The organism is Paenibacillus sp. JT22N12, from assembly GCF_056269365.1.
Genome location: NZ_JBWDNU010000005.1, coordinates 361505 through 379743, shown reverse-complemented (window position 1 = coordinate 379743; position 18239 = coordinate 361505). Strand labels below are relative to the sequence as shown.

The 18239-nt window shown below is 53.9% G+C and carries 12 protein-coding genes; 11 read left to right on the top strand and 1 reads right to left on the bottom strand.

Going from position 1 to position 18239, the window contains the following annotated elements; genetic code table 11:
• The first annotated feature begins 380 nt into the window (after positions 1 to 380).
• The 11 genes from AC0YOA_RS20920 to AC0YOA_RS20870 all read left to right on the top strand — a co-directional run bounded on the left by AC0YOA_RS20920 (position 381) and on the right by AC0YOA_RS20870 (position 17465).
• A complete protein-coding gene (locus AC0YOA_RS20920) occupies positions 381 to 5459 on the top strand; it encodes a glycosyl hydrolase family 95 catalytic domain-containing protein (protein ID WP_475788243.1) in 5079 nt (1692 codons plus the stop codon).
• Between the two features lie 82 nt (positions 5460 to 5541).
• Positions 5542 to 7374: an S-layer homology domain-containing protein gene (locus AC0YOA_RS20915; protein WP_475788242.1), complete on the top strand. Its 1833-nt coding sequence runs from the start codon at positions 5542 to 5544 to the stop codon at positions 7372 to 7374.
• A 352-nt stretch (positions 7375 to 7726) separates the two neighbouring features.
• Positions 7727 to 7960, top strand: coding sequence for an HPr family phosphocarrier protein (locus AC0YOA_RS20910; protein ID WP_210038936.1), 234 nt, complete (start codon positions 7727 to 7729; stop codon positions 7958 to 7960).
• Complete coding sequence (locus AC0YOA_RS20905; protein WP_475788241.1) at positions 7947 to 8864, top strand: cache domain-containing protein; 918 nt, start codon at positions 7947 to 7949, stop codon at positions 8862 to 8864. The genes AC0YOA_RS20910 and AC0YOA_RS20905 overlap by 14 nt, the downstream gene beginning before the upstream one ends.
• Complete coding sequence (locus AC0YOA_RS20900; protein WP_475788240.1) at positions 8857 to 10476, top strand: response regulator transcription factor; 1620 nt, start codon at positions 8857 to 8859, stop codon at positions 10474 to 10476. The genes AC0YOA_RS20905 and AC0YOA_RS20900 overlap by 8 nt, the downstream gene beginning before the upstream one ends.
• On the top strand, positions 10473 to 12263 hold the full coding sequence (locus AC0YOA_RS20895; protein WP_475788239.1) for a cache domain-containing sensor histidine kinase: 1791 nt from the start codon (positions 10473 to 10475) through the stop codon (positions 12261 to 12263). Before AC0YOA_RS20900 ends, AC0YOA_RS20895 begins: the two co-directional genes overlap by 4 nt.
• On the top strand, positions 12260 to 13243 hold the full coding sequence (locus AC0YOA_RS20890) for a substrate-binding domain-containing protein (protein WP_475788238.1): 984 nt from the start codon (positions 12260 to 12262) through the stop codon (positions 13241 to 13243). The genes AC0YOA_RS20895 and AC0YOA_RS20890 overlap by 4 nt, the downstream gene beginning before the upstream one ends.
• A gap of 163 nt (positions 13244 to 13406) precedes the next feature.
• Positions 13407 to 14915: a sugar ABC transporter ATP-binding protein gene (locus AC0YOA_RS20885; protein ID WP_475788237.1), complete on the top strand. Its 1509-nt coding sequence runs from the start codon at positions 13407 to 13409 to the stop codon at positions 14913 to 14915.
• Between the two features lie 26 nt (positions 14916 to 14941).
• A complete protein-coding gene (locus AC0YOA_RS20880; RefSeq protein ID WP_475788236.1) occupies positions 14942 to 15937 on the top strand; it encodes an ABC transporter permease in 996 nt (331 codons plus the stop codon).
• Between the two features lie 87 nt (positions 15938 to 16024).
• The gene (locus AC0YOA_RS20875) at positions 16025 to 17077 is read left to right on the top strand and encodes a substrate-binding domain-containing protein (RefSeq protein ID WP_475788235.1); all 1053 of its coding nucleotides are present in this window, start codon (positions 16025 to 16027) and stop codon (positions 17075 to 17077) included.
• Between the two features lie 178 nt (positions 17078 to 17255).
• On the top strand, positions 17256 to 17465 hold the full coding sequence (locus AC0YOA_RS20870; RefSeq protein ID WP_475788234.1) for a hypothetical protein: 210 nt from the start codon (positions 17256 to 17258) through the stop codon (positions 17463 to 17465).
• A gap of 67 nt (positions 17466 to 17532) precedes the next feature.
• Here AC0YOA_RS20870 and AC0YOA_RS20865 read toward each other — a convergent pair whose 3' ends face one another.
• Entirely contained in the window at positions 17533 to 18051 is a 519-nt protein-coding gene (locus AC0YOA_RS20865) for a DUF302 domain-containing protein (protein ID WP_475788233.1), read from the bottom strand.
• Positions 18052 to 18239 lie beyond the last annotated feature (188 nt).

The following is an 18239-nucleotide window of genomic DNA, read 5'->3' as shown; positions in this document are numbered from 1 at the left end:
ATGGATTGATATTGAAAAGCGAAGGTAGATCAGAGGGGTTGGCGTTGTGCAGCAGCGATGACAGCAAGAGTCTGGGGTGAAAAATCGTTGATCGTAACTTTCTAAACTGTTTGAAGATATTATTCAATTGTTTTTAATTACGCAGGGACTATGATTAGGATATAAACACCATAGGAGGGTGTGTTGCAATGAACAGAATCATTTTAGAAAAGGAAAGGATGAGGGTCACTATCGCTGACGGACAGACTCGCGTATCCGATGTTGTAAGCGATAACAAATGATTGAACGTGAAAGCGCTTCATTCAGTTTCATCAGTGAACGGAAGTCCCGGCAGGGATAAATGAAAAACAAAGATGATCATACAGGGAGGCTTTTGGCCCATGAAGTTTTATAAGAATAGAAAAGTAAAGAAATCTTTCCTTTCGCTAGTTGTTTTATCCCTTGCGATATCTTCCAGCCTGATACCGGGCGTGGCGGGGGCGGCGGACAATACGGCGTCTGAAGCTTTCAACACAAGCACGGGCACGCTCGATGTGGACTATGCTTCATACTTGTCCAAGCACGATGTGGTATACAATGCGCCGATCACCGATCCCAAAGGGGCTTTGACCGTAGGGAACGGCAAGGTGGGCGGAATGGTCTGGGATACAGCCAACGGACTTACGATGCAGGTTTCCGGAGTGGATGCTTCGCAGGAAGGCTTCGCTTCGCAAGGCCTGGTTAATTTATATACGAACCCCGGTTTGAATACGGGCTACTCTGCATATAAACAGAGACTTTCCTTGTATGACGGTCTCTTGACGACCGAGTACGATTCCAACCGCAAGATTACGATTATGGGATCGCCGAATTCCGAGGTGATGGGCATCCATGTCGAAGACAGCCGTGTGGGCCTGGCCAGCGTTTCGCTGGATCTGAGCCTGTGGGATGTCAGCAACTTCGGCGGAGGCGACGTGAAGAATATCAACGCATGGAGAACGGTCACGACCTTCGCCGATCCGACTGTCGTCGGGTTCAGCAGAGGGCAGGCCGACCCGGATCATTTTGGCTACACGATGGCTGCGACGGTCGAAGGGGCGGACTTCACGACCCAGACTGTGAATGGCAGCAAGGTAAGGCTGAACATTAAGCCTACATCGAGCTATACGATCTGGATTTCTACGGCCAGCCGGCTCAATGCCCCGGAGTATGACTCGATTGCCGAAGCCAAGAAACAGTTAACCACTGTCAAGGCTGCCGGCTACGATACCACCTTGGCCAGCTACAAGGACTGGTGGCATGATTTCTGGTCCAAGTCCTTCGTCCAGTATTCCGACGCATCAGGCGATGCCGATTATATGGAAAGCTTTTATTATCTGAGCACGTATATTATCGCCGCAGGCGCATTCGGCAACTATCCGTTCCACTTTATCAACGGCGTATTCAGCGCCGTGGAAGACAGCGACAGCGGAAAGTGGAGCAACGCGTACTGGTACTGGAATCAGAGGGATATTTACCATTCGTTCCTCGCCTCCAACCATGCGGATATGGTGGAAGTCTTCAACAATCTATACAGCCGCAATTTCGATACGCTGAAGGCATACACGCAGACCAGGTACGGCATCGACGGCATCTGGGTTCCGGAGACGATGGGCTGGAACGCAAGCGCTGCAGGCACGATCAACAGCGACTACACGCAGGATACGCTATCGACCGCATCGGAAGCGGCGATGAATATGTATGCGCAGTACAAGTATACGAATGATACCGATTACTTGAAGAATATCGCGTATCCGTTCATGCGGGAGGCGGCCAAATTCTATGCGGCCAAGCTCTCATTCGACGAAACAACGGGCCAATACTTTATGGAATCCTCGAATGTGCATGAGCAGCATTGGGACGTGAAGAATGCCATTACCGACCTGGCGGCTGTACGGGGTCTGTTTCCGGCGGCAATCAAGACGAGCGAGGATTTGCAGCTGGATGCGGATCTCCGCCTCAAGTGGCAGGACGTTCTGGATAATCTTGTCCCATACCCGCTCGATCCGAACGACCCCAACCAGTATTTGCCGCATGCTCCGCCGTTGTCCCAGAACCGGAACAATGAGAATTCCATTTTGGAGCTGGCGTGGCCTTATAACGTAAGCGGCATCGGCTATCCGGACTATCAGAAGCTGGTCAACGGATACAATAACCGTCCATACAAGTACACGTCGAACAACGTTTGGGATCCGGCCCCTATCCAGGCAGCCCGGCTCGGATTGGGAGACGAAGCTTATTTGGGTATGAGAATGATGCTTCAACGGTACCAGCAGTATCCGAACGGACGCACGACGAATACCAACGGCGAGTATGAGTACATGGGCGTGCACCTTTTGGCCATGAACGAATCGCTGCTGCAAAGCTATAACGACAAGATCAGAGTTTTCCCTGCTTTGCCAACAGACGCCGCTTTTGTCAGCAAGTTTACATTGTCGGCCAGCGGCGGGTTCCAGGTAAGCTCCGAGAAGGATAGCGACGAGATCAAATATGTCGGGATCAAAAGCCTGTACGGCAACCCGGCAACTGTAGTCAATCCTTGGGGAACGGAGGCGGTACAGGTCAGAAAGGTTTCCGACAACTCTGTCGTCACGACCTCGTCAAGCGGTGAATTTACGTTCAATACGGATGCGGACACCGTATATGTGGTAGAACGCACCGCCAAGCCTTTGAGCAATTATACACATGCCAAACTGACTGGGACTGCCAATGAAGGCGTAAAATCCTTAAGCGGCACAAGCTCCAAGCTGGGGCTTAGCGCTGCGGGAGGCCGCGTTGCCATTACGACTTTTTATGCGGACGGCTCTTACGGAGGAACAGATGAGACATTGGCGCCGGGGAGCTACACGACAGCACAGCTGATGACGGCGAACATACCGAATAACTGGGCGTCGTCGGTACGGGTACCGGCCGGCTACACGGTTGCTGTGTACGACAATGACAATTTTACGGGAACCAAGTGGCTGTTCACCTCGGATACGGATTTCCCGTCCGGAACCAATCCGAATGCCAACGATAAGATGTCATCGGTGAAAATCTATCTTAGCGACGGCAGCACAAAGGTTGAAGCCGAGAGCGGCACATTAAGCAATCCTGCGAACAAATATGCGGATGCTGCGGCTTCGGGCGGCAATGCAATAAAATTCGAGGAGACCGGCGATTCGTTAACCTTCGAGAACTCCGGTTCGGCCTCCAAGATCATATTTACGTATGCCACAGCCAGCGACCCTGGACAGATCAGCCTCTATATTAATGGTGTCTTCAGCAAGCCTATCAGCTTCCCGACGAACGGCGTATGGCAGGGAGGATATCCTTCCTTGACGGTGCCGGTAAATATTCCGGGAGGCGCAACCGTCAAATTCCAGCTGGATGACGGGGACAGCGCTGTCAATCTCGATTCCCTCTCCTACATATCCATGGATTTGAGCGGGGTAGGCGTGGATGTAGCTTCCAATCTGATAACAGGCACTACGGTCGATATGCAGTACAGCCTAGATTCCACGGATGGTCTCAATGGCACATGGACGACGGCTACAGCCGGCAGCACGACGGTTATGTTCCTGGGCGGAAAAGTATATATCAGGGATATAAGCGATCCGGGTCATTTTGCCCTGATTGCAACGGTACCGCCGTTCAGCGGACCGAAGTACGAAGCCGAGAGCGGCACAAGAACCGGTTCAACCAACGTAGCCTCGGATTCCAAAGCTTCCGAAGGCAAAGTCGTGGATCACTTCTCCAATAACGGAGATTCCGTATCCTTGTCCAATGTTGCGACGGGCTCGCGGCTGATTATTGCGTACTGCACGGACAATAATCCGGGGAGGCTCAGCTTGTACATCAATGGAATGGATAGCGGGAATATCACTTTCCCGACTACCCACGGCTGGAATACCAACTATTCCATGGTCACGGTCACCAAAGCCATTCCAGCGGGCGCAACGGTCAAGCTGCAGCTGGACAGCGGAGATTCGGGAGCCAATATTGACTATATGATTGTGCAATCGCAGGATTTGACCGGCGTAAGCCTGAACACGGCGACCAGTCAAATTACAGGCACGAATCCGTTCCTGGAGTACAGCGTGAACTCGACCGACGGCAGGAACGGCACATGGACCGCGGCCAAGGCGGACAATACGCCGGTTGTCATGGCGCCGGGCAAGATTTTTGTCAGAGAAGCGGCAAACCCGAACAACTATAAGCTGCTGCAGACCATTGTCGGACAAATGTACGAGGCGGAGAACACCACATTAACCAAAGTAGACGCTTCTTCGGATGGAGCGGCTTCCGGCGGCAAAGCGGTTACCGGCTTGTCCACCCCGGGCAGTTCTTCCATGGTCTTCACAAGCACGGCCAAGGGCGGGCAATTGGTTATCGGATATACGACAGCCAATGCAAACAGCAAGCTGAGTCTCTATGTAGACGACAAGTTTATCAAGAGCATCGGCTTCCCTTCCACCGGCGTCTGGAGCGGAGCGTATGCCGTCGTGAAGACGAATGTCAGCATTCCGGCTGGATCAGCGGTTAAATTGATGCTCAATAATGGAGATTCCGGATCGAACATCGACTATTTTATCGTTCAGCCTCTGGATAATTTCAACGGTGTGAGCGTAAATGTGGGGGCAGGTCAAATTTCCGGCACAACTGAGGATATGGAATTCAGCCTGGATTCCTCAGATGGCAGCGACGGCAGCTGGGCTGCGGCAGGTACGGGAACTACGCCGGTTGCATTCGTCCCGGGCAAGATTTATCTGCGGGTAGTGGGCAATCACAGCATCAACAGCCTGCTGGCAACAGTGGCAGCGCCGGCTCCCGCACCGACAGTAACAGCCAATGTTTACTACGGCATGGAGCAAGTCAAGCTGGTGGGAGCAGCGACAACGATGCAGTACAGTCTGGATGGAGGCTCTAACTGGTCCAATGTTACGGTTTCGATTGCTGCAGGCACGGCCACGCTTGATTTGTCTGCAGCGCCGAATGACGATCTCCGCGTCCGGACAGCAGCGACATCAAGCGCTCTTCCTTCGCTGCCGACCGGAAAGCTGAACATACCGGTAGATCTGGCGCTGTTGAATGTGAAAATCACCAATGCCGATTCACTGGTATCCGCAGCTTCGGTTGGAACGCTGTGGGGTCAATATTCGCAGGGAGCAGTTGATGCCCTCCTGCTGGAGATCGCGAATGCCAAAGCGGCGGCTGCGAGCGTGGACGCCACCCAGGAGCTGGCGGATCAGGCAGCCAATGCACTGGATACCGCCGTGCAGACTTTCACGGCAGCCGTGAACACGACGGCATCTATTGAGGATCTTGCCCTGTTGGGAATGAAGTATGGCCTGACATCCGCAAATCCTGACTGGCAGCTGGTCAACAGGTACGATTGGAACAGCGATCTTAGAATCACGATTGTTGATCTTGCGGTACTGGCCTCCAAGATCGGGCAATAACAGCAGTTGTTACAGCTTGGGGAAGCGGCCAAGCATGACGCTTCCCCGGGCTATCTTTCCGCGAGAGGATGAATCTTAGTTCATGACATATAAATTGCGATCCATAAGTATGGTCTTCATTCTGCTGGTTTCCCTGGTAAGCCCGGGTATCGCGCTGGCGGACAGCACACCATCGTTTTCGCTTGCGATTACGAATGAAAGCCCGGCTCTGCAGGAGGAATTCCAAGTCAGCGTAGCGGCAAGCCAGGTCACCGATATGTACGGTTATGAGATCAATGTAAGCTATAACCCCGCTCTTCTGGAGTTCAAAGGCGTGGAACCATTGGCTGGAGGCTACTCCATTACACCGATTGTCAGCGGCAGTACGATTCAAATCGCGCATACGGAAACAGGAAGCACGCCGGGGCAATCCGGCAATCCGACGCTGGCCAGGCTGACTTTCAAAGCGATTGGCACAGGGTCCGCCCAAATCGGGCTTGCGGGCTTGACGCTGGTGGATTCCCAATTTGCCTCGTCCGAGTTTACAAGCGATGCCCATGTGGTTGCCGTTATCAGCGATCCGTCGACTCCAACGGACCCGACCGATCCAACAGACCCAACAGATCCAACAGATCCAACAGATCCAACGGACCCGACCGATCCGAATCCGGCCGATCCGGATCCAACGGATCCAACTCCAACAGATCCAAACCCGACCGATCCGGATACAACGGATCCGGGGGACTCAACAGATTCGCCGGCCAGTACACCTAATGTGATCAAGCCGGTATCTGTACTGGATAAGGCTACGGGCATCGCGAGCTCTTCCGTCGATGCGGAAGCCTTGAATAAAGCGATTGCGGCCGCAAAAGCCGACACAACCGGCAAAACTCCGGTAAGCATTGAATTAAATGCGGAAGGCGCTCAAGGCTATGTGCAAACCCTGCGGGTCTCCGCGCTGTCCGGCGAGTCGAATCCCGTCCCGATCGAAATCAGTACCCCTCTGGCGACGCTTGTTGTTCCAAGCAGCCTGTTCCGGGGAAGCGCGCTGACTTCCGGTGACGTAGAGTTTCATCTGGGCCAGCCTGCTGATGGGCAATTGAATGACAGCATCAAGCAGCAGATCGGCGGCCGTCCGGCAATTGAATTGAAGGTCCTGTCCGGCGGCCAGACCGCTGAATGGAATCATTCGCAGACGCCGGTTACCGTGCGAATTCCTTACAATCCAAGCGCGGAAGAGCTGAAGAATCCCGAGCATATCGTCATCTGGTCTGTCGATGATGCAGGCCGGACTCAGCCTGTAACCAGCGGAAGGTATGACCCCGAATCCGGGCAGGTCACTTTCACAGCTGCACAATCGGGTACGTATGCCGTGGCATTTGTGCAGAAAACATTTGGCGATATCGCTGCTCTGGATTGGGCGAAAACGCAGATTGAAGTGCTGGCTTCAAAAGGCATTGTCAACGGGTTCTCGAATGAGTCGTTCGAACCGGACAAGCCGGTTACCCGCGCAGACTTCCTGGTGCTGCTGATGCGGATGCTGGAGCTGAAAGGGAAAACAGGAGCTTCATTTGCCGATGTGCCCGAGAGCGCTTATTATAGTGAGGCCCTGCTGACGGCCAGAGCACTCGGTATTGCCGACGGCACCGGCGATAATCTGTTCCAGCCCATGAATCCGATCACCCGGGAAGATATGGCGGTATTGACGGAGAAGGCGCTGAAAGCGGCGAACAAACTCCTGAAGGAAACGACGGCGACAGGCCTGGATGACTACCAGGATAAAGATGCCGCCGCCACTTACGCCAAGGAAAGCTTCGAGTATCTGATCAAGAGCGGAATCATTCACGGCTATAATAATCAAATTCAACCCAAATCGGCAACAACCCGCGCGGAAGCGGCGGTCATGCTGTACAACATTTATAACGCAGTGCAATAATCGCGCGGATTGAGCGGGATTATCGTAAGCGTACGAAGAGAGAAGAGGATGTTGCGCTCTTCTCTTTTTTCGTTAGTGTTGGGCATTCGGATCTTCCAGGGCTCCGGGAGCTCCGTTTTCCACGTTCATTTTCGCGCGCAGCGGGGTTGATATGCCCGGTTTGGATCCTGCGGCGCGATCAGAAAATAATTCGACTAAAAAGCGATAATTATACATGTGCTAATGCCGGGGACGGCTGTATAATAGGCGTAGCCGGAAGCTTTAAAAAGACAAAGACAGGAAGCTTGAGGCAATCTTGAAAGCGGATTCAAAGCCGAATATGAGCTCAATTGCGGGAGAGGGTCGATTGACTATGATTAAACCGATTAAAGTGAGAAATGCGAATGATATCGAACAAATCAACCGCATCGTGTCCAGGTATCCGTTCGATATTTGGATACACAGCAAAAGCGGCATGGCTGACGCCAAATCGCTGCTGGGCATGTATGTGCTGAAAATCAACGAGCCGTTATTCCTCGTCGTTCCGGACGAGGCGGAGGTTGGGCCGTTGTTCGCGGAGCTGGAGCCTTATATTGCGTTTGATTGACGGGACAGCGGTGGACTCGTCGCTCAGGCACAATTCGATTCTGGAACGCATCTCCAATCTTGGCATTTTACGTTTTTCCACGATTCAAGTGAGGTTGACCCTCTTTTTCACCCTTATCCTGTTTGCCTCCATCGCGACTGTCGGTGTGGTGAATTACCGGCAATCCAGCGCAGCGCTCAATGGCAAAATCGAGCTGTATTCCAGGCAGGTGATCGGACAGATCGGCGGAAATCTTGATCTGGAGCTGCAGCATATCCAGTTTGTCATGGAGGATATTATATCGGGCGAAGATGTGCAAAGCGGCTTGGCCGGCCTGAAGATATCCGGCGGTCAGCAGTACACGCTGACCAATGCCATCAACAAGACCATTTCTCACAAGCTGTCCATGCTCACTTACATCTCCAGCGTCACAATTCGCGTAGACCGGCAGACGACGCTGGGTACGTACAATTCCCTGGATAAGGAGCAGCTGGATTCGATTATTCAAAGGACCGAGGGCGGTACGGACTATCGCTACTTTCTCATAGACGACAAGGTGAAGGGAAAAGCGTTTCTCTCCATAAGCAAGCCGATCCGATCGGCAGTCAACGGGGAATCGCTTGGCGTTATCGTCATCACACTGGAGGAAAACCATATCGCCAGGCTTTATGAAGGGACCGATCTGGGCCAATCGGCAGAGATTTTTATTCTGGATGATCAGGACAGCGTCATATCGAGCAGAAACAAGGCCCGATACCCGGTCAACCGTCCGCTTCCGGATCGGGAATTGGCGCAGCGGGTGGCAGGCGGAAGCTCGCCGGACGGCGAGATGGCGCAGGAATTGGAACAAGCCTCTGTAAAACTTGCCGAAGCGATCGTGAAATTTCAAATACCGCAGGACAACGAGGTGAAACTTCATGTATAAGCTGCTGATTGTGGACGATGAAGCGCTGGTTCGCGAAGCGATCCAGGATGGCATGAACTGGGAGGCCATGGGACTTGAATGCGTAGGGTCCTGCGAGGACGGAATCGAAGCGCTCGAGTTCGTCGAGCGGGAAAATCCGGATATCGTGATGACCGATATCGGGATGCCGTTCATGAACGGCATCGAGCTGACGCGCGAGCTCTCCGTGCGTTACCCGGATGTGAAAGTGATCATCCTGACCGGGTACGATGAATTCGAATATGCCCAGCAGGCGCTGAAGATGCAGGTTGCGGACTATATACTGAAACCGGTTACAGCCGCCGAGATGGAGGAAATTCTGCTGCGGCTTGGCGAACAGCTGGACAATGAGAACCGGCATAAGCGGGACTACGAGAAGCTGAAGCGCCAGTTGAAGGAAAGCATGCCGCTGCTCAAGGAGCGGTTTCTGGAGCGGCTCGTTACTTCATCGATGACAGCGAAGCAAAAACGCGAAAGCTGCAGTTATTTTCAAATCGTCTGGGACCAGTCATTCCTGATCGAGCTTGCGATCGATGTCGACGAGCTTATATTGAAGCATCCGGCTACACCGTCCGACGATGAGCTGTTCCGGTTTGCCATTTATAACATCGCCAAGGAATTAACGGAGAAGAGTGCCGGTGCGGAGGTGTTCCGCGACAGGGAAAACCGCGTGCTCATCCTGCTGTCCGGCACCGATCCCGAAGCGCTGTGCGAGGAAGCCGGGGCGGCGGCGGAGGAAATCCACACTGCGGTCACCACCTATTTGCCCGTGAAGGCTTCTATTGGAATCGGCCATACCTGCAGGCTTGAGGATCATGTCGCCCTGGTTCACCGGTCGGCGTTGTCCGCTCTGGATTACCGCTATGTTATCGGCACCAATGAAATTATCCGCATCTCCGATATGGAAAGGCGCAAGCGCCCGGAACTGCTGTCCGCGGTCACTTGGGAGCATGAGCTGATCACGAAGCTGAAGACGGGTACGCCGCAGGAAATGGACGAATGGATCGCCAAGCTGTTTTCGACCTTCCGTAAGCAGCTTGTCCCCATTGATGTCTGCTATATCTACCTGCAGCGGTATGTTCTTACCCTGATGCATACGCTGTATGAAATGGAGAGCGATACCGGCAGGGTGTTCGGGGAAGAGGCCAATCCGGTGGCGGAAATCAGCAGGCTCGCGGCATTGGACGAAATCGAAATCTGGATGAAAGAGCTGTGCGGCAAAGCGGTGACGGTCATCCGGGGCATGCGGGAGGATCACAGCGTGCTGCAGATCGAGAAGGCGATGGCCTATGTCAGGCAGCATTATACAGACCCGGATCTGTCGCTGAAGACCGTATGCAAGCATGTGTCCATGAGCGCCAGCTACTTCAGCACCCTGTTCAGGATGAATACCGGCCGGACCTTCGTGGAATATGTGATTCACGAGCGGATGGAGAAGGCGAAGGAGCTGCTGAAGCTGACCTCCATGCGAAGCTACGAAATCGCTTACGCCGTCGGCTACAGCGATCCGCAGTATTTCAGCAGCGCATTCAAAAAGCATGCCGGGGACACGCCGACGGACTTTCGCTTCAAAATGACGGGGAATGAGGGATGAAGCTGGGCCTCTTCTCGCGATTCCGCAGCATCCAGACGAACATGGTGCTGGCCTTTGTCCTGCTCATCCTGATGACGATTCTGATTATGAGCGTCGTTTCTTATTATTTGTCCAAAGACGCCGTGCAGTCCAATGCGCAGACTTATACGACGGAGCTTGTGAAGCAAGTGAACAACAATATCAAGTCTTATGTGAACGGGATGAAATATATTTCCGATATGGTGGACGGCAACCCGTATGTGCAGCAATATTTGTCTCAATTCAAATACGAAAGCCTGACGGAAGAGCAGAAAAGCAAACAGGCCGTCGCGGACTTTCTGGAATCGATGGCTGTATCGCGCGCCGACATTTCTTCGGTGAGCCTGTTTGGCTACAACGGGCAGTTTGTGACGGGAAGCAAAGGGCTGGAATTGAACCCGTTCATCGATATTTCGAGCCTCAGCTGGTACCGTGGCGCCCGGGAGGCGGGAGGCTCGTACGTGATTTCTCCCTCGCATGTGCAGCCGGTGTTCAAGGACCGGTATCCTTGGGTCGTTTCCCTGAGCATGGAGCTGGTCAGCAAGGACGGCGGGACGAAGCTTGGCGTATTCCTGATCGACCTGAATTTCAGCGTGATGAACGACATGTTCCAGGATATCCGGCTTGGCCAGCGGGGTTATCTGTTCATCGTCGATTCCGAGGGCAAAATCGTGTACCACCCGCAGCAGCAGCTGATTTACAGCAGCCTGAAAACGGAGAAAATCGCCGAGGTGCTCCAGATCAAGAATGGCACATTCATCAGCGATGAAGGCGGCAACAGCAGGATGTACACCGTTCAGGAGTCGGACTTCGGGTGGAAAATCGTCGGCGTGTCCTATGTCAATGAGCTGGTCGGCAACCAGAATGAGGTGCGGCTTTCTTTTATTTTTCTCGGCTTGATCTGCATCGTGCTGGCGATTGTCATTTCCCTGTTCCTGTCGCAGCGGGTCAGCCAGCCGATCAAGCAGCTGCAGGGCTACATGAAAGAGGTGGAGAAGGGCAATTTTGACATTCAGGTTCCCGTTCCGACCACGATTGAGATCGGCAGGCTGGCCCGGGCCTTCAACATTATGGTGGGCAAGATCAAAGAGCTGATGTCGCAGGTCGTCAGGGACCAGGAGCTGAAAAGAAGAAGCGAGATGAATGCGCTGCAGGCGCAGATCAATCCCCACTTCCTGTACAACACCCTGGACTCCATCATCTGGATGGCGGAGAGCAAGAAGTTCCAGGAGGTCGTCCTCATGACCTCGGCGCTGGCGAAGCTGTTCCGTGCGTCGATCAGCAAGGGTGAGGAGCTTGTCACGATCGAAACCGAGCTTGAGCATATTACGAACTATTTGAAGATTCAAAAGATGCGCTACAAGAACAAGCTGGACTATCAGATCGAGATCGGCGATTCGGTCAGGCAGTACAGGACGATCAAGGTCATTTTGCAGCCGATCGTGGAGAATGCGATTTATCACGGCATCAAGATGAAGCGGGGGCCGGGCCTCATTACGATCTCCTCCGAAGAGACGGAGACGGATATACTGCTGATCGTCGGGGACAACGGGAACGGGATGGACGAGGAGAAGCTGTCCAGGCTTCTGACTCCATTGAATGAAGGAGAGGATGGCAGAGGTGTCGGCGTCCGCAATGTGCATGGACGGCTCAAGCTTTATTTTGGCGCGCAGTATGGACTGGTTTACAAAAGCGTATCAGGCGAAGGGACGACGGTGCTCATCCGCTTTCCCAAGTCTCCGCCGTTATTGGAGGCAGGCAGAAGATGATTTGGAAGCATAAGCGGACACTGGCGATTGTCGGGCTGCTTCTGATTATTGCGGCAGGCTTGGCTGGCTGGGGAGGCTGGCTGTCGCAGCGGAAACCGCTGGATATCAGGGTCATTATTAAATCGACGGATGCTTCGATCGAGTTCTGGCTGGTGCTGATCGACGGGGTACGCGAGGCAGCGCAGGAATTCGACACCAGAGTCCAGATTACAGGCTCCAAAACCGAAACGGATGTCGACGAGCAGATTGCGCTGGTGGAGCAGGCGATCCGGGACCGGCCCGATGCGATTGTGCTGGCTGCGAACGATTTTGACCGGCTTGTTCCCGTTGCCGAGAAAGTCAGGCAAAGCGGAATCAAGCTCATCATTGTGGACTCGGGCATCAACTCCGGTGTCGCGCACAGCAGCGTGGCGACAGACAATGTAATTGCCGGCAGGAAGGCGGGCGAAGCGATGCGGCAGCATATCTCGGGGAATGCGAAGGTCGCGATTATCAGCTATGTCAAAAATGCCGCTTCGCATATCGACCGGGAGAAAGGCGTCCGTTCCATTCTGGGCGGCAATGCCGGTCTCGACCTGCTCGACACCTATTATGTCGAAGGCTCGGAGGAGAACGCCTACTTGATGGCAAGGAATATTTTGCAGACGCAGAAGGATGTCGTGGGCATTATCGGACTGAACGAGCCTACAACCGTCGGCGCCGGCCGGGCGATTCAGGAGCTCAAGCTCAAGGACCGGGTCAGTCTGATCGGGTTCGACAGCTCCGTCAACGAGATCAAGCTGCTGGACGAAGGGGTGATGAAGGCAACCGTCATTCAGCGGCCTTTCCAGATGGGTTATTTGAGCGTTAAGACGGCTGTGGACGCGGTCAGGGGGAAGAAGGTGCCGAAGATGATCGATACCGGCTCTCTGGTCATTACGAAACAGAATATGTACGAGGAGGAAAACCAGAAGCTGCTGTTTCCCTTCGTCAACAAATAGCGTATTATGCGGGGCCTCGGGGGCCCCGTTTTTTTGCTCTTGTCCGGCGCGCAACCTCCAAAATTATTCGACTTTTACAGGAAGAAATCACATGTTAGCCTGCAGCCGGACCGTGTAAAGTTAGCTACAACAGCAGGAACAAGAGTTTGAGGGAGGTGGAAAGATGGAACAGACCATTGTGCGCATGGAAGGAATCGAGAAGCATTTTGCCGGCGTTCATGCGTTGAAGGGCTGCCGGTTTGAGCTGCGGGCCGGTGAAGTGCACGCGCTCGTCGGTGAGAACGGGGCAGGGAAGTCAACCATGATGAAGGTGCTGACCGGCGTCTACCGCAAGGATGAGGGAAGCATCTTCTATAAAGGCGAGGAAGTGCAAATCGCCGATACAAGGTCCGCCCAGAAGCTGGGGATCGGCATGATCCACCAGGAGCTGAATCTGGCTCCCCATCTGACGGTGGCGCAGAACATATTTATTGGCAAGGAGCCGCGCAAGGCGATCCGCTTGTTTCTGGATGACAAGGAAATGAACAGGCAAACGGCTCTGCTGCTGAAGCAGATGAAGCTGGACATCGATCCGACGACGCCTGTGGCGGAGCTTACGGTGGCCAAACAGCAAATGGTGGAGATCATCAAGGCGATTTCCTACGAATCCCAAGTGCTGATTATGGATGAGCCGACGGCGGCGCTCAGCGATTCCGAAATCGACGAGCTGTTCCGGATGATCGCGCAGCTCAAGGAGAAGGGCGTCGGTATCGTCTACATCTCGCACCGGATGGCGGAGCTCAAGCGAATTACCGACCGGATTACGGTTATGCGCGACGGCACTTATATCGATACGGTCCAGACGCCGGATATCAGCATCGACCAGATTATCGCCATGATGGTCGGCCGGGAAATCTACCAGCCGGTCAAGCCGGACCGCAAGGCGGAGAAGGCGCCGGAGACGGTGCTGGAGGTGCGCGGTCTTTCGCGGAGGAACGTCCTTCACGATTTAAGCTTCTCGCTGCGCAAAGGGGAAATCCTGGGCGTCGCGGGACTGGTCGGCGCAGGCAGAACGGAGATGGCGCGGGCGATTTTCGGCGCCGATCCGATTGATGCCGGAGACATCCTGATCCGCGGACGCGAGGTCCGCATTGCCGGGCCGCATCAGGCGGTGAAGCACGGCATTGGATACTTGTCCGAGGACCGGAAGCATTTCGGCTGTCTGCTGGATATGGACGTCAAGACGAATGTCGGGCTCGCGGCATTGGGCCGCTTTACAAGCGGGCTCGGCTTCATGAGCGACAGGCGGATGGCCGAAGTTTCGGTCAAGGTCGTCGAGGAGCTGCGCGTGAAGACGCCGGGGATCAATCAGAAGCTCAAATTCCTGTCCGGAGGAAACCAGCAGAAGGTTATTATCGGCAAATGGCTGACAAGAGACTGCGATATTCTGATTTTCGACGAGCCGACGCGGGGCATCGATGTCGGGGCCAAAAGCGAGATTTACAAGCTGCTCGAAAGTCTGGCGGCGGAAGGCAAATCGATTATCATGATCAGCTCGGAGCTGCCGGAAATTCTGCGGCTGAGCCACAGGATCATCGTCATGTGCGAAGGAAGAATTACGGGAGAGCTTATTAACGATCAGCATGCTTCGCAGGAACAGATTATGACGTATGCGACCAGGCGGATCGGCTAGGCTCGGACAGGAGGAGATTGTGGGCTATGAAGGATACGGTAGTGGTATCCCCGAAACCGAAATTTGCGTTTAAATCGGGGCTGCAGCAGTTTTTGGCTTTCGGCAGTTTGATTCTGATGATTGTTTTTTTCTCACTTGCATCCAGCAACTTCTTTCATTTTTCCAACATGGTTGGAATTCTGCTGTCAACCGCGGTAATCGGCGTGCTTGCGCTCGGTTCGACATTCGTCATCGTCACCGGCGGGATCGATCTGTCGGTGGGAACGGTGATGACGCTGTGCGCAGTTATGACCGGGGTGTTTATTACGATGTGGGGGCTGCCTGTGCCGGTAGGCATAATCGGCGGGCTGCTCACCGGAGCGCTGTGCGGATTGATATCCGGAGTCGTCATCGCGAGGCTCGGCATACCGCCTTTCATCGCGACGCTGGCCATGATGATGATCGCCAAAGGGCTGGCACTCGTTATCTCGGGCACGAAGCCGGTTTATTTTACGGATACCCCGGTGTTTATGGAAATTTCGCAGGGCTCACTGCTGGGCGAATTGATTCCCGGCTTCGATATTCCGAATGCAGTGCTCATCTTCTTCCTCGCGGCGGTGATCGGCAGCATCCTGCTTGCCCGCACGATTGTCGGACGGTATAACTTCGCAATCGGCAGCAATGAAGAAGCAACGCGCCTGTCCGGCGTCAATGTCCGCAACTGGAAAATCGTGATCTATACGATTACCGGTCTGTTCACGGGTCTTGCCGGGATCCTGATCGCCTCTCGTCTTAACTCGGCTCAGCCGTCGCTTGGTTCGGGCTATGAGCTGGAAGCGATTGCGGCCGTGGTTATTGGCGGCACTTCGCTCAGCGGAGGCAAGGGCACCATCGTGGGCACCGTCATCGGCGCACTGATTATGAGTGTGCTGACGAACGGTCTCCGCATCTTGTCGGTGCCGCAGGAATGGCAGACGGTTGTCGTCGGCTTCGTTATTCTGCTCGCTGTCTATGCGGATATTCTGCGCCGGCGCAAAGCTTGAACCAATGCTTGAACAGCAGGGCGTTCTTCCGCGAGAGAGGCGCGGGGGAATGGAAAACAGCAATCATACTATGGCATAAAAGGGGAAATGAAGATGAAAAAGAGTTTGTTTGTTTTGTTGGCAGCGTTTGTATTAGTCCTCACCGCCTGTGGTTCGAATGGTAACGGAGGCAACGGGAATGGAAACGGCGGCAATGAGCCGGCTCCGGCAGCAGACCCTGCGGCCACTAACACCGATAACGCGAATGCCGGCGCCAATGCGCCGGCGGAAAAAATGTATATACCGCTCGTTTCCAAAGGATTCCAGCATCAGTTCTGGCAAGCGGTTAAACAAGGCGCCGAGAAAGCCGCTTCTGAATTTAATGTAGAAATCACATTTGAGGGTCCTGAGACGGAATCGCAGGTGGATAAACAGCTGGAGATGCTGCAGGTCGCGCTGGACAAAAAACCGAGCGCAATCGGCTTCGCCGCTCTCGACAGCCAGGCATCGATTCCGCTGCTGCAAAAAGCCAAGGATGAAGGCATTCCGGTTATCGCCTTCGACTCAGGCGTGGACAGCGACATTCCATCCAGTCTTGTCACGACGGACAACGTTGCCGCAGCAGGCACGGCCGCAGACAAGATGGCTGAGCTGATCGGCGGAAAAGGCGAAATCGCCATAATCGCACACGACCAAACCAGCCGTACGGGGATTGACCGCCGCGACGGATTCGTGAACCAGATCAAAGCAAAATATCCCGACATCAACATCGTCGACATTCAATACGGCGGCGGCGACCATCTGAAATCAACCGACTTGGCCAAAGCGATCATGCAGGCTCACCCGGATCTGAAGGGCTTCTTCGGCACCAATGAGGGATCTGCAGTCGGCGTTATCAATGCGGTAACCGAAATGAAGGCCGAAGGCAAAATTACCGTAATCGGCTACGACTCCGGCAAGGCGCAAATCGACGCGATCAAAAGCGGCCTGATGGCTGGCGCGATTTCCCAAAATCCGGTCGGCATCGGCTACGAAACGGTCAAAGCGGCGGTAGCGGCAGCCAAAGGCGAAACAGTTGAAGCCTTAATCGACAGCGGCTTCGTCTGGTACGACAAAACGAATATCGACAGCGATGAAGTGAAAGCTGTTATTTACGAGTAACACCGAGGCATCAAGGTTCGTCCCGATACCGGTCATTTAATGAAAACAATCGCCTTCCACTTGGTTATTCAGACCAGGTGGGGGGCGATTATTCTTTTACGAAACGTATCGGCAGCAGGGCGCCGATGGTGGCAAGAGCGGTCATCAGGATGGCACTCCTTCTGTGGGAGCTATAGGAATGACTCTTTCACATGTTCGAGCGAGATTGCTTCCGTCCACGACGACCGCTTTTACCGCTTGGCCCAGCGTGAACATCCTCAGGGGAGCTTTTAATGAGGAGGGTTGGATCGGCATTTTAACCGTTGTTTCATTAAGTCCAAGCTTCTTCAATTTATCCGACTTGATATCGACTATTTTCTATGAACCGGGCATTGCTGCCAAGCTATAGCGTGGAAGCAAAAATAGCAGCCCGCGCTTAATCTCCAAGGATGAAGAACATGCGGGGGGCGCCGATCTTAACGATTATTGCTTTTGATGGCCTGTACGACACGATCCATTCTGTGGTCGAGCAGGTAGCCGATTTCAACCAGAGCCGGGTTGTTGAATACCGCCAGAAAGGAAGAAGGACGGTCATAAGCGATGATGGCGCCGCCGGGATTGCCATTATCATAAAGACAAACATGGAACGGCACATAGAGGCTGGCCCGGATATCGATGGAGAGGATTTCCTCGGCCACGATCCCGTTGCCCACAATATACAGACAGCAGCGTTTGATTCCATTATGAAGCGACGTCAAGCGGCCCTGATTCACCTTGAAGAAAATCATCAGTCCATGCGGGCCGGCCATGGTATGGAAGGCAGCCTTCACTTGGTCCCAGGGCGCCTCGGCTTCGATGAGCGCGTTCTCGATGACCGGGTCCCAACGTCCCAGCTCCCGCTCGAAGGCGGGCATAAGATCCTCATAACTGAGCCCCGTAGGGATATCCTCCCGCTTGATCAGGGTATCGGTAACTATTTTGCCGCTGAATGGCATGGAAATCCTCCTCTTCATTTATCTGAAGGCGGCTGTCGTCTCAGCACAATACAGGGTATGCCCGGACTTCCTGAATTGGTGCCTGCTCTCCATGAGGGGGCCCCACTGGCCATTCTGCTGACGATATTTATCATATATTAGGATATATGGTAAAATTAAACTATTCTCAATAAATCGGAGGTTATTCA

Excerpts from the sequence above, each read along its gene's own strand:
- AC0YOA_RS20880 (WP_475788236.1), top strand. The coding sequence starts at position 14,942 with ATGAAGGATACGGTAGTGGTATCCCCGAAACCGAAATTTGCGTTTAAA.
- AC0YOA_RS20920 (WP_475788243.1), top strand. The coding sequence starts at position 381 with ATGAAGTTTTATAAGAATAGAAAAGTAAAGAAATCTTTCCTTTCGCTA.
- AC0YOA_RS20915 (WP_475788242.1), top strand. The coding sequence starts at position 5,542 with ATGACATATAAATTGCGATCCATAAGTATGGTCTTCATTCTGCTGGTT.
- AC0YOA_RS20885 (WP_475788237.1), top strand. The coding sequence starts at position 13,407 with ATGGAACAGACCATTGTGCGCATGGAAGGAATCGAGAAGCATTTTGCC.
- AC0YOA_RS20895 (WP_475788239.1), top strand. The coding sequence starts at position 10,473 with ATGAAGCTGGGCCTCTTCTCGCGATTCCGCAGCATCCAGACGAACATG.
- AC0YOA_RS20890 (WP_475788238.1), top strand. The coding sequence starts at position 12,260 with ATGATTTGGAAGCATAAGCGGACACTGGCGATTGTCGGGCTGCTTCTG.
- AC0YOA_RS20910 (WP_210038936.1), top strand. The coding sequence starts at position 7,727 with ATGATTAAACCGATTAAAGTGAGAAATGCGAATGATATCGAACAAATC.
- AC0YOA_RS20900 (WP_475788240.1), top strand. The coding sequence starts at position 8,857 with ATGTATAAGCTGCTGATTGTGGACGATGAAGCGCTGGTTCGCGAAGCG.
- AC0YOA_RS20865 (WP_475788233.1), bottom strand. The coding sequence starts at position 18,051 with ATGCCATTCAGCGGCAAAATAGTTACCGATACCCTGATCAAGCGGGAG.
- AC0YOA_RS20875 (WP_475788235.1), top strand. The coding sequence starts at position 16,025 with ATGAAGATGAAAAAGAGTTTGTTTGTTTTGTTGGCAGCGTTTGTATTA.
- AC0YOA_RS20870 (WP_475788234.1), top strand. The coding sequence starts at position 17,256 with ATGACTCTTTCACATGTTCGAGCGAGATTGCTTCCGTCCACGACGACC.